Origin of the sequence: Candidatus Enterococcus testudinis (assembly GCF_002140915.1) — a bacterium.
GTDB classification, from domain to species: Bacteria; Bacillota; Bacilli; order Lactobacillales; family Enterococcaceae; genus Enterococcus_D; species Enterococcus_D testudinis.
Map to the genome: position 1 here is coordinate 1,646,508 of NZ_NGKU01000001.1, position 12,611 is coordinate 1,659,118.

13 protein-coding genes are annotated in these 12,611 nt (G+C 44.0%); 1 reads left to right on the forward strand and 12 read right to left on the reverse strand.

What is annotated here, in order from left to right; translation table 11 throughout:
- From pyrC to A5886_RS07855, 10 genes are all read right to left on the reverse strand, one after another.
- Positions 1-1,284: a dihydroorotase gene (gene pyrC / locus A5886_RS07810; protein ID WP_086274433.1), complete on the reverse strand. Its 1,284-nt coding sequence runs from the start codon at positions 1,282-1,284 to the stop codon at positions 1-3.
- A gap of 38 nt (positions 1,285-1,322) precedes the next feature.
- On the reverse strand, positions 1,323-2,249 hold the full coding sequence (locus A5886_RS07815; protein ID WP_086274434.1) for an aspartate carbamoyltransferase catalytic subunit: 927 nt from the start codon (positions 2,247-2,249) through the stop codon (positions 1,323-1,325).
- 56 nt (positions 2,250-2,305) lie between these two features.
- A complete protein-coding gene (locus tag A5886_RS07820; RefSeq protein WP_086274435.1) occupies positions 2,306-3,586 on the reverse strand; it encodes a solute carrier family 23 protein in 1,281 nt (426 codons plus the stop codon).
- Between the two features lie 20 nt (positions 3,587-3,606).
- Positions 3,607-4,143 carry a bifunctional pyr operon transcriptional regulator/uracil phosphoribosyltransferase PyrR gene (pyrR, locus tag A5886_RS07825; protein ID WP_086274436.1) on the reverse strand — a complete coding sequence of 179 codons (537 nt, stop codon included), beginning with the start codon at positions 4,141-4,143 and terminating at the stop codon, positions 3,607-3,609.
- A 242-nt stretch (positions 4,144-4,385) separates the two neighbouring features.
- Positions 4,386-5,294, reverse strand: coding sequence for an RluA family pseudouridine synthase (locus tag A5886_RS07830; protein ID WP_086274437.1), 909 nt, complete (start codon positions 5,292-5,294; stop codon positions 4,386-4,388).
- Positions 5,287-5,760, reverse strand: coding sequence for a signal peptidase II (gene lspA / locus A5886_RS07835; protein ID WP_086274438.1), 474 nt, complete (start codon positions 5,758-5,760; stop codon positions 5,287-5,289). The genes A5886_RS07830 and lspA overlap by 8 nt, the downstream gene beginning before the upstream one ends.
- Entirely contained in the window at positions 5,757-6,464 is a 708-nt protein-coding gene (locus A5886_RS07840) for a CBS domain-containing protein (protein WP_086274439.1), read from the reverse strand. Before A5886_RS07840 ends, lspA begins: the two co-directional genes overlap by 4 nt.
- Positions 6,448-6,867 carry a hypothetical protein gene (locus tag A5886_RS07845; protein WP_086274440.1) on the reverse strand — a complete coding sequence of 140 codons (420 nt, stop codon included), beginning with the start codon at positions 6,865-6,867 and terminating at the stop codon, positions 6,448-6,450. Before A5886_RS07845 ends, A5886_RS07840 begins: the two co-directional genes overlap by 17 nt.
- Positions 6,868-7,119: 252 nt before the next feature.
- Positions 7,120-8,790: a formate--tetrahydrofolate ligase gene (locus A5886_RS07850; RefSeq protein WP_086274441.1), complete on the reverse strand. Its 1,671-nt coding sequence runs from the start codon at positions 8,788-8,790 to the stop codon at positions 7,120-7,122.
- Between the two features lie 154 nt (positions 8,791-8,944).
- On the reverse strand, positions 8,945-9,370 hold the full coding sequence (locus A5886_RS07855) for an EbsA family protein (RefSeq protein ID WP_086274442.1): 426 nt from the start codon (positions 9,368-9,370) through the stop codon (positions 8,945-8,947).
- A 66-nt stretch (positions 9,371-9,436) separates the two neighbouring features.
- Here A5886_RS07855 and A5886_RS07860 point away from each other — a divergent pair, with 66 nt between their 5' ends.
- Positions 9,437-9,847: a ribonuclease HI family protein gene (locus A5886_RS07860; RefSeq protein WP_086274443.1), complete on the forward strand. Its 411-nt coding sequence runs from the start codon at positions 9,437-9,439 to the stop codon at positions 9,845-9,847.
- Here A5886_RS07860 and cls read toward each other — a convergent pair.
- Both cls and A5886_RS07870 read right to left on the reverse strand, forming a co-directional pair.
- Positions 9,833-11,299, reverse strand: coding sequence for a cardiolipin synthase (cls, locus tag A5886_RS07865; protein WP_086274444.1), 1,467 nt, complete (start codon positions 11,297-11,299; stop codon positions 9,833-9,835). The two genes, A5886_RS07860 and cls, sit on opposite strands and share 15 nt — an antisense overlap.
- Positions 11,300-11,308: 9 nt before the next feature.
- Positions 11,309-12,451 (reverse strand): cation diffusion facilitator family transporter, encoded by a 1,143-nt coding sequence (locus tag A5886_RS07870; protein WP_086274445.1) that lies wholly within the window; start codon positions 12,449-12,451, stop codon positions 11,309-11,311.
- Positions 12,452-12,611: the final 160 nt, after the last annotated feature.

Here is a 12,611-nt window from a genome sequence, read left to right on the forward strand (position 1 = left end):
TTATCGCCCACCTTTTTGCCAAACTATCGTACCGTTTACGAATGTATAACTTGTATCACCATATAATGACCACCCGCCAAACGGTGTATTCACACCTTTAGACAGGAAGTTTTTAGGATCGACTGCATAGGCAGTGTCCAAATCAAAGATTGCCAGATCCGCCGGCGCACCAACAATCAACCGACCAGCATCTAGTCCAAAGACATCTGCTGGTTTAGCAGTCATCCAGTCAACCAATTGCTGCAAGGTAAAGCGCTCGGTTTTGACAAAATGCGTGTATAGCAGTTGGAAGGCATATTCTGAACCAACAATACCGAATGGTGCTTTTAAAAAACTTTGACTTTTTTCTTCCAAACCATGAGGCGCATGGTCTGTTGCGATACAATCGATTGTGCCATCTAAAAGACCTTCAATCAATGCTTGCCGATCTTCCTTGCCTCGCAACGGCGGATTCATTTTCCAGAAACCTTCATCGGCGGGAATATCTTCATCTACCAATAATAAGTGATGCGGGGCTACTTCAGCTGTCACATGGATACCAGCTTTTTTGGCATCGCGGATCACCCGCACACTTTCTTTCGTGGAGACATGACAGACATGGTAATGGGCGCCAGTTGCTTCTGCCAGTAAGACATCTCTGGCGATCTGTGACGCTTCTGTGATACTTAAAATCCCGGGTAAGCCGAGTTCTTCTGCTCGTTGCCCTGCGTGCATCACCCCGCCAAACAACAAGGAGTCATCTTCGGTGTGAGCAACTAATGCCAGACCGTTCTCTGCAGCAGCTTGCATCGCTAGATACATGGTCCCGGCGGTCTGAACACCGACGCCATCATTGGTCAAGGCAAAGGCCCCTGCTTCTTTCATTGCAGCTGCGTCTGTCAAAACTTCACTGCGCAAATTTTCAGTGATTGGTGCGTATTGCAAGACATTGACCACTGCATCTGTTTGAATTTTCTGATAAACTTGCTTTAGTTTTTCTGGGGTATCCGGTACTGGATCGAGATTCGGCATGGCACATACCGTTGTGAAGCCGCCTCTCGCCGCTGCATGGCTACCGGTTTCAATCGTTTCTTTATATTCAAATCCTGGTTCTCTGAAGTGAACATGAACATCCACCAATCCTGGCGTGATCAATTGTCCTTGGGCATCGATCACTTGGTCGAATGCGATATCCGAAAAGTCGCTGCCGATCCCTTTGATCTTTTCGTCTTCAATCCAGATTGCTGCTGGGATACATTGATTCCCTTTCTTGATGATCTGGCCATTCTTAATCAGTGTTTTCATGTTTCCTTCCTCCTCTGATCATTGTTCGATTCTTATTTTTAGGCTTTGCCATTGAGTACAGCTTCTAAAATCGCCATCCGCATATACACACCATTTGCCATTTGTGTGACGATACGCGAGCGCAAACTTTCCACAAGGGCGTCGGCTAACTCCACATCACGGTTGACCGGCGCCGGATGCATAATGATCGCCCCTTCTTTCATTTTGGCTGCCCGTTCGACCGTCAATCCATGTTGTTGCAAGTAAGCTTCTTGAGAAAAACTTTCTTTGCCGTCATGCCGTTCATGCTGCACCCGCAGCATCATCATGACATCGACTGTACTGATCAAATCATCTAAAGGCAACCAATGTCCATACACTTCAAACTCTTCGTCATACCATTCTTTTGGTCCTGAGAAGTAAACTTGGGCGCCTAAACGATTCAACAGTTGCATATTCGACTTGGCCACCCGCGAATGGGTGATATCCCCAACGATTGCTACTTTTAAATCTGTGAACTGGCCAAATTCTTCATAAATCGTCATTAAGTCAAGCAAACATTGGCTCGGATGCTGCCCACTGCCGTCACCGCCATTGATGATACTGCATTGGATCGTCTTGCTTTGGATCAATTCGTCATAGAAATGCTCTGCGCCATGACGAATGACCGCAACGTCCACACCAATTGCAGACATCGTCAAGACCGTGTCGTAGAGGGTTTCTCCTTTTTGGACGGAGCTGGTGGAATCATCAAATTCGATGACTTCGATACCCATCTTCTTTTCGGCAACATCAAAACTCTTATGGGTACGGGTACTGTTCTCAAAGAACAGATTGGTTGCAAAATACTGTGATTTCTGAGGCGTCCACTTGGCCCCTTTTTTAAAGGCTTGGCCCCTTCTGATGAGTCCCATGACCTCACGATCAGATAATGCTTCTACGGTCAATAGATGTTTTAAACTGATTTGTTCGGATTGGATAATCATGCATGTAATCCTCCTCATATACGGTATACGGATGATGATTGACTGTTGTCTTTCGTTTATGCTTCTTCGCTGCGAGATGTTTCCGGCAATACTAAGTTCAAAAAGATGCCTAAGACGGTGGCAAGTGCCATTGCTGATAATGTGAATGTGCCAACAGTGAAGACGAGGCCGCCGATCCCAACGACTAGAATAACTGAGGCAATGATCAAGTTCTTTTTGCGGTCAAAATCGATTTTGTTGTCGATCAAGATTTTCAAGCCGCTAGCGGCGATCACTCCGAAAAGTAAGAAGCTGATGCCTGAAATAACTGGTCCAGGGATACTTAAGATCAACGCACTCAGTTTGCCTACAAAGCCTAAAACAATAGCTAAGACTGCTGCCCCACCGATAACAAAGACACTGTGGACCCGGGTGATAGCCAACACACCGATGTTTTCGCCGTAACTTGTGACAGGTGGTCCGCCAACGAAACCAGCGACGATTTGCGCGAAACCGTCCCCCATCAAAGTCCGGTTCAAACCAGGTTCTTCGAAGAAATTGCGTTTGGTCAATTTGTTCAGTACCATCAAGTGGCCGATATGTTCAGTCATGGTCACAAATGCAATCGGCGCCATAGTGGTAATGGCGTTCAAATGCAGTGTCGGTGTGTAGTTGACAAAGGGAATCTCGAAACTTGGTAGCGAGAACCACGCCGCATCAATGATGGGTTGGACATCGACGATACCAGCTACTAAAGCAATCAAGTATCCGCCAACGATTCCCAGCAATATCGGAATCAAACCTAAGAACCCTCTCAAGAACATGTTGAAAAAAATCGTTAAGCCTAATGTCGCTAAGGCGACCAAGATGTATTTGAAGTCATAAACGCTGTCGTTGTACATCGCATTTTGCGCAGCATTGGCTGCTAAGCCTAAGCCAATGACCATGATCACAGGGCCGACAATGATCGGTGGTAGAATCTTGTCTAACCAAGCCGATCCTGCACGTTTGATGATCATCGATACGATGACATAGACAAGACCTGTTGTGATTGCACCTTGGGCGATGGCTGGATAACCATCCGATTTCATCAACATTTGCATCGCAGCGATGAAGGCAAAGCTGCTGCCAAGATAGGCTGGGATCTTGCCTTTGGTCGTCATCAAGTAGACCAATGTCCCCAGCCCTGAACTGACCAAGGCAATACTTGGGTTGATCCCTACTAAGATTGGCACCAAAACGGTTGCCCCAAACATCGTGAATAAATGTTGCAAGCTAAGGCCTAGCCAAGGCAATGCTTTCGGTCGATCTTTAATGTCTAAAACTGCATCCGGGTTACGAAATTCCTGCTTCTCCATGTCCTGTGTCACGCTTCTTCCTAGTCGTTTTCTTTGTTGATCATAATTCTGTCTGAGCCGTCGGTTTCTTCCATTTCGACGATAATTTCTTCACTTAAAGCAGTTGGAATATTTTTTCCAACAAAATCGGCTCTGATCGGTAACTCCCGATGACCCCGGTCAACCAATACCGCCAATGAGATTCTTCTTGGTCTGCCGATGTCCATGATCGCATCTAATGCCGCACGGATCGTTCGGCCTGTGAACAAAACATCATCGATCAAAATCACTTCTTTGCCATCAATCGCTGTTGGAATATCTGATGAATGAATCTCTGGATCATCTTCTGACTTTTTGTCATCACGATACAAAGTAATGTCTAACTCGCCAACTGGCACATCCACGCCTTCTAATTGTTTCAAGCGTTCTGCGATCCGTTGAGCGATGTAAATGCCTCTTGTTTTGATTCCGACCAACACCAAATCTTCAATGCCACGGTTTCTTTCAATGATTTCGTATGTGATTCTGGTCAAGGCACGCTTCATGGTTACTGCATCTACTACTTCTTTCGCTGTCATACAATTCCCTCCTAATTTTGAACATAAAAAAACTCCTACCTGCTTGAGGTAGGAGTCATGTTTTCCGATTACAGCCAAACCTTCGTCTATACACTTGGTTTGGGTATGCGTCATCATCTAGCAAGGGTTCGATCTCCAACGCGGGAGTCGTCTGCTTACTCAATCCTTCTTAGCCTCACGGGACTACATTTAAAGGAGCTATTTAGTTGTTAGGAATACTATACATTTCTTTAAAAGAAAAATCAATCATTTTTTCGTAATTTTTTTAACGTCTCTTCAAACAGCGCTGGCAATGGTGCTTCAAAGACCAAATTCTCACCGGTGGTTGGATGGGTAAAGCCCAATAATTTGGCATGGAGGAACTGTCCATTGCCTTTCAGCGTTTTTTTCGGTCCATAGACCGGATCGCCAGCTAAAGGAAACCCGATGTATTGCATATGCACTCTGATTTGATGGGTTCTGCCTGTTTCTAGCTGCAATTCAACCAGCGTGAATTGATCAAAACGCTCCAACACAGTGAAATGAGTGACCGCAGGTTTGCCGTCTTCAATCACCGCTTGCATCTTCCGATTGACTTTTGACCGGCCGATCGGTGCAGTGATCGTGCCCTTTTCATGGCTGATATTTCCGTGGACCAATGCCACATACTTACGTAACGAGGTTTTGTCTTTCAATTGTTTCGCCAAAGACTCATGGGCATGATCATTTTTGGCAACCATCAAGAGTCCAGAGGTATCTTTATCGATTCGATGAACGATCCCTGGACGCACGACATCATTGATCGTGGACAAGTCATCCAAATGATACAACAATGCATTGACCAGCGTATGGTTCGGATGTCCTGCTGATGGATGGACCACCATGCCTTGGGGTTTATTGATGACTGCCAGATCGCTGTCTTGATATACGATCGTCAAAGGAATATTTTCCGCCTCCAACGTCAATGTTTCAGGTTCTGGAATTTGGATCACAAAATGGTCTCCTGATTTGACTTTGTAATTGGCTCGCACTGCTTCACCATCAAGCGTCACCGCATCTTCTTTGAGCCATTGCTGGATCTGTGAACGTGTGAAATCAGCCAAACGAGCGGCCAACACTTTATCGACCCGGCCTTTTTCTTCTTTAATGATTACTTCAAGCTGTTTATTCATGATGTGCTCCTTGCCCTTTTGCTTCGTCATCGACTAATGCATAAATAAAAATCAAAATAACGCCAAAAACCAGCGACATATCTGCAATATTAAAAATCGGAAAATTGATAAAATCGAATTGGAACATATCTACAACATACCCATGCTGCATCCGATCAATAAAGTTGCCGATTGCCCCAGCCAGCACAAAAGCTAGGCCAAAGCGAAACCAAAGGCTGCTTTTGCGGTAGCGAAACATCAAGTAAACCACGACTGCTACAGCAATCACTGTGATGATGGCAAAGAAAATCATTTTCCCTTCCAAAATACTCCATGCCGCCCCAGTATTCTGTAAATACGTCAACGAAAAAATACCGTCGATCATGGAATGCGTCTCACCCAATTGGTAATTGGCTACGATCCAAATTTTCAGCCATTGATCTAAACCGATCACAACGGCACTTAACAAAAAAAACACTGCTATCATATAGTTTCCACACTTTCTTCATTAAAAATATCCCGCGGCCGTATAATACCGAGCAAATTGCCGTTAGGATCTTGATTTTTGGTGATCAGCACTGCTTCCAAAAAGGTATTTTTTTGAAACAATCCTTCCACTTCACTGATTGTTGCCTCTGGTGATACAAACTGATAGTTTGCCGTTTTGCCATCGGCAGCCAATAATACCGCTGCAGTTTTGCCTGCCAACTCGATTGTACCCTGTTGACTCTCATTGGCAAACCAATAGCCCAAGATACGCAAAGTGATCAATCCCAGGAAATGACCATTGTCATACAACGGAAATTGGGAATATCGTTTTTGTGCGACTGTTTTCAATAACTCTGTCAGGGGCAGATCTTTTTCAAAACCAGTGACTTTCTTAGCAAATTTTGGCAAGACCCGTTCGGGCTGCAATAATTCTTTTTCAATCGTCTGGATGCGGGTGACCACCCATTGATTCGGTTCAGCAATCACAAAGTTTTCACCGATTTTTTCATGAACGATTGCATTCCGCAATTGCGCCATTTGTAATAGATCATCTTCAAATTTCTTGAGTTGACCATCACGATTCTTGGCCAAGCGCCGGACCATTTCTGAAAAGCCCATATTTCTTGGGTTATCTAATTCATCACGCACATATTTTTCGATTCGATTGAAACTGCTTAAAAACAAATCAGCACCACTCGCCATGTTCGTCTACCTCCTTTATGATAAATCCTCGCACGAGATAATAACGCAAACCAATACTATACAGTAAGATCAGCGAAATCAATAGCAGCCAGAGCCAGCATTGGGCATAAAACAAGCCGCTTACGCCTGCAATCAAGAAAAAAACACCATAGCTGATGAAGTAAAATCGCTTCAGCAACGGGTTGAGTATAATCTCAAGTGTGACAGGTGTTTTCCTTTCCTTCAGCATGTATGGTTGACTGCGCAGCAGCATCATCTTGACCTTCAGCGGCTGTATAGGATCGATTTCAACTGTTTGTGACGCATCATGACGTACACTGGCTATCTGTCGCCCGTCCTGTATCAATTGGATTGGGCTGGCCATACCGAAAAAACCGGTTCTTCGTTTCACATCGATTTGCATATCAGGAACACACTCCAATTTTTTAAGTATACTTGAAAAGCAGCAGAAATAAAATAGCTTTTGTCATCCTCGTTATGATTATAACAAGAAAAATGAATTTTGGCGCTTCAAAGTGAAGGTCCGACGGTGACTACCCTCCCTACGGTCAGCTAGTACTGTTCATCATCTACTCTGCCTTGCTCCGCAAGTCAATCGCAGTGATTCACAGCAAAAACGACTACCTGTTTGAAAGGTAGTCGCTTAAAGCTTATTTTAAAACAATCCGATTGCTTGTCCATCCGCTGTAACATCCATCTTCAACGCTGCTGGCTCTTTTGGTAATCCCGGCATAGTCATCACTGCACCGGTTAAGGCGACAATAAAACCAGCGCCTAATTTAGGTACGAATTCACGGATCGTTACCGTAAAGTCACTTGGTGCCCCTAATTTCTTCGGATCATCACTAAATGAATATTGCGTCTTTGCCATACATAAAGGCAGCTGATCCCATCCATTTTCAGCAAATGCTGCCAGCTGACCTTTGGCTTTTGCCGAAAATTCAACAGCCGTCCCGCCATAAATTTCCCGCACGATCGTTTCAGCTTTGTCTGCTAGGGATTGCTGATCGTCATATAAGCGATGATAGTCGGCCGGTGTGCTGTCGATCGTTGCAACGACAGCATTGGCTAATGCCTCGCCCCCTGCGCCACCTTCGGCCCAGACATTGGTTCTTGCGACTTGCACATCTATTTCTTGGCACAATGTTTCGACAAGATTTCGCTCCGCCTCCGTATCTTGTACAAACGCGTTCAATGCCACAACAACTGGTATCTGATATTTTCGTAAATTGCTGACATGCCGGGCAAGATTGCTAAATCCGGCACGGATCGCTTCTGTATTCTCGCTGCCCAATCCGCTGACAGGGACACCGCCGTGCATTTTTAAGGCGCGGATCGTTGCCACCACAACGATTGCATCTGGTGCTTTTGATAAATTCGGTGTTTTGATATCTAGGAATTTCTCAGCACCCAAATCAGCACCAAACCCAGCTTCCGTCACTGTATAGTCTCCCAAACGCAAGGCAGCCTCTGTGGCGATGACACTATTACAACCATGAGCAATATTGGCAAAGGGGCCGCCATGGACCAATGCGGGTGTTCCTTCAATCGTTTGGACAAGATTTGGTTTCAAGGCATCTTTCAACAACAAAGCTAATGCGCCTTGGACTTGAAGATCTGCTACATAGACAGGTTGTCGGTCGTAGGTGTAACCAATCAGAATATGACTCAGACGTTCTTTCAAATCATCAATAGAAGATGCTAAACATAAAATAGCCATGATTTCACTGGCAACCGTGATGTCAAAGCCATCTTCTCTTGGCACACCTTGGACAGGCCCTCCCAGTCCAACAATGACTTGTCGCAACGCACGATCATTCAAATCGACCACACGCTTCCATGTGACTCTGCGAGGATCGATGTTCAATTCATTTCCTTGATGGATATGGTTGTCGATCAAAGCGGACAAGGCATTATTTGCAGCCGTGATGGCGTGCATATCCCCTGTGAAATGCAGATTGATGTCTTCCATTGGCAGTACTTGCGCCATGCCGCCACCTGCGGCACCGCCTTTGACACCCATGACCGGTCCTAAAGAAGGTTCTCTTAAGGCAATGACGGATTGTTTGCCGATCCGGTTCAACGCATCTGCAAGACCGATCGTCACTGTTGATTTGCCTTCGCCTGCAGGTGTTGGACTGATTGCAGTGACAAGGATCAATTTCCCGGTCTTCTCTTGCTTCCGTGCTTCAATCGCTGACCATGCCAATTTGGCTTTATATTTGCCATATAACGATAAATCGTCTTCTGATAAACCAATGGTCTGCGCAATCTCATTAATCGGTTTAAGTGTTGATTCTTGTGCAATTTCAATATCTGATTTCATTTAAACCCTCTATTCACGAACTATTTAGCATATAAAGACACATTCGTTTGCTATATATCTATTATACTTGTTTTTCATCAGATGTGAAGCCCGAGTTTTCCCACCGTACGCAAAAACGCTCTTTCAGCCATAGCTTCTAGAGCGTTCCTGATCATTATTCAATAGGCGGTTGTTTTTCTGACATACCAGAAATAATGTGTAAAGATGTTTTATCGGAGAGACATGCAGCCAGTGCGATCAAATCATGTTTGCGAAAAGCAGCCGTCCACTGCTCATTGCCGACTGAAAGTTTCAGCATTCGTCCTTCGATGCAAATACGATCGATTGCTGCAAATTGAATGCTCTTTTTTTTCCAAATACGGGCATAGCGAATCGTCATTTTGTTCTCTTCTATCAGTACCTTGCGTCGCAAACCTAGATACACAAATAACCCAAAGAAAACCAATACTAGATTACTTTTCCAGTAGGGGCCAGTATTCTCCAAAGCCAAAATCAAACTGTAAAATAAAATGATCAATGTCACTGACCAATAGATAATGGCCGTCGCAGCTTCGGGCTGCCAATTAAATTTACGCTTCATATCTGTTCCTCACACCATTTATTTCTTGTATACTATAAGATAATCATAACAAAAAAGGGTGAACATATGTTAAAGATATATCTTGATGCCTCTACCAAAGGCAATCCTGGACCTAGCGGCGGCGGAATCGTTCTGGTAGGAGAGCAGATCCACGAACAATTATCCTTCCCGCTTGAAGAACTTAGCAACCATCAAGCAGAGTTTGCGGTCATGCAAAAGGCATTGTCCTTACTGATCGAAAGAAATCTGCACCAGCAAACCTGTATGTTCTTTACCGATAGCAAAGTGGTTGCCCAAACTATCGACAAAGACCATACCAGCAATTCTGCCTTTCAGGTCTATCTCACGACGATCCGTTCTTTATTGAACCAATTTTCATTGGCCATCATTCAGTGGATACCTGAAAGCCAAAACAAAGGCGCCGATCATTTAGCTAGACAAGGTCTATCAAAAGCACTGAAATCAAAGGATCGGTGACAGCAACCGAGAGAAGTTTTGTTTGAATCGCAGCCAATAGGATTGTTTGGCTAAAATTTCATCCGTCAGCAAGGTTGATTGCACCATATCCGCTTCAAAAAAGTCTTTCAATGTTTTTGTCACATCATGGTCATAGGTGAAAGCATTGACTTCAAAGTTCAATTCATAACTACGGATATCTTGATTGGTCGTCCCAAAAGAACAAATCGTATCATCCATCATCACCGTTTTGGCATGTAAGAAACCATTGTCATAAATATAGATTTTGGCGCCTCGACGATGCAAGTAATTGGCATAGTGCTGTGTGGCACGATAAATAAAAGGATGGTCAGGCATACAAGGGATCATGATCCGGACATCAACACCGGAATGGATCGCGATTTCTAATGCGTTCATCATGCTATCATCCGGAATCAAATAAGGTGTTTGGATCCAGATTGATTCTTTGGCTGCCAAAATCATTTTGACGAACCCACCCTTAAGAACTTGGGTTTCTGATTCTGGTCCATCGGCCACGATTTGCATATCCACGTTGCCAGCGTCTTCTTTTGAAGGCAAGATAAAATAATTATCCGCATACTCTAATTGGTCTTCCTCTTTTTGCACTGAAGCATTCCAATCACGAATAAAAATCTCCTGCAATGTAAAACTTGCGGTACCTACAATGCGGGCATGCGTGTCACGCCAATAACCAAATTTGGCTTTTTTGCCTAAATATTGATCACCTACATTAAAGCCCCCGGTCCAACCAATCTGTCCATCGATCACCACGATTTTGCGATGTAAATGATAATTCAAGCGGGTATTGCGGATCAAGTTCTTTGATGTGATAAAAGGAACGACCTTTCCGCCGGCATCAATCAGCGGTTGGAAAAACTTACGATTGGCTTTCGGCGATCCCCATGGATCATAGACCAACCGCACTTCAACGCCTTCTTTGGCTTTATCGATCAAGATCGATAAAAATTGTCCGCCGATCTCATCATTAAAGAAAGAGTAATACTCCACGTGCAAATTGTCTTCGGCTTGTTTCATGTCTGCAAATAATGCTGCAAATTTTTCTTTGCCATCGGTATAAAAATCGACTTTATTCCCCTTCGTCAAAGGTGACTCATCTAAGTTTTTAAAATAGCGTTCCAATAGATGATTGTCATCTGAATAAGGATGATCAGGGAAAGAATAATTATGTACCTTAATGATTTGGTTGATCTCATTGATTCGGCTTTGGTGGTGCTCGCTAAATTTATAAATAATTTCTCCATCGATCCCGCGACCGCAAAACAAGTACAAGATAAACCCAAATCCTGGAATAAACACCAGCGTCATCATCCATGCAAAGACACTCGCAATGGAACGTGGTTTGCGAAAGACAGTGATAAACGCTGCTACGGTATTGATGAACAGCAAAGCCGCAAACACCGTTGAAACCATACTCATATCCATTTTAATCATATTTTCCTCCTACAATAGATAACTATGGTCAAAGGTGATCTCCACCACATAGTTTCCTACTTCCTTCGTCATTTTTTCCTGCAGTAAGTACCGAATATCGTCATCTCGGTAAGCAGCCTCGTTCGGTATCACCAAATCAAAGTAGATGGTCTGATCAGTCACACGAAAATCGTGCATTCTTAACTGTGGGTCTACTTGGCGCACCACCTTTTTGGTTGTTTTTTTCAATCGACGATAATGGGCATCATGGATCGGTACCGGATCTAAATGACAAACCAATTCAACCCGCAACTGTTTGTAAAAATCATGTTCGATTTGGTCAATGACTTGATGGGCTTGATTCAACGTCCATGTATCATCCACTTCTATATGCACGCTGGCAAACCGATTAGACGGTCCGTAATTATGGACCAGCAAGTCATGAAACCCTAAAATCGTTTGATAGCTGGCTAACCGTTCTTCCATTTCTGCCAATTCTGTTTCTGTGGGTCGGCTGCCTAACAACTCATTAATAAAGTTCCGGATCATTTGAATGCCGTTGTATAAAATATAAAGTGCAATCAGCAAACCAACATACCCATCGATCCGCAACCCTGTCAGCCACTCAACAGTCGCCGACAACAACACCGCCGTCGTCGTAACGACATCGTTGATACTATCTTGTCCACTGGCTTGCAGCGTAGCGGAGTTGATTTTTTTTGCAAGTGAGCGATACATCGATCCTTGCCAGACTTTGATACCAATCGACAATATCAAGACGATAAATAGTATCGGTGAAAGTCGAATATTTTCTGGAGTCATGATTTTATTGATCGAGGAAAGCAAAAACTGCCCACCGACAAAAGTAATCAATAAGGAAACCACAAAACCGCTGATTGTTTCAAAGCGGGCATGTCCATAAGGATGTTCACTGTCTGCTGGTTTGCCAGCGATCCGAAAGCCAACCAACGTCAGCAGTGAAGAAGCACTATCGGTCAAACTGTTGATTGCATCAGCCATGATCGAAACGGAACCAGCCGAGAGACCTATCAAGAATTTGCCGATAAATAAAACAAGATTTGATCCTAACCCAAGCCATCCCGCAGTCAAACCAATCGATGTTCGGTCGTAGGAATCATTTTCTTGTTTATGTCTTTTCCAAAAACCTGCCATTTGCCATCCCCCCCACTTAATATGATGATCTTTCTTATTTTACCCCGAAAGAAAACAATTAAACAACTATTCCTATCGACAATCAGAAAAAAGTTTTTGGAAATCCTATCGTACCTCTTTAAACCAAGTACATTTAAAAAGATAACAGAATGATCTGCAT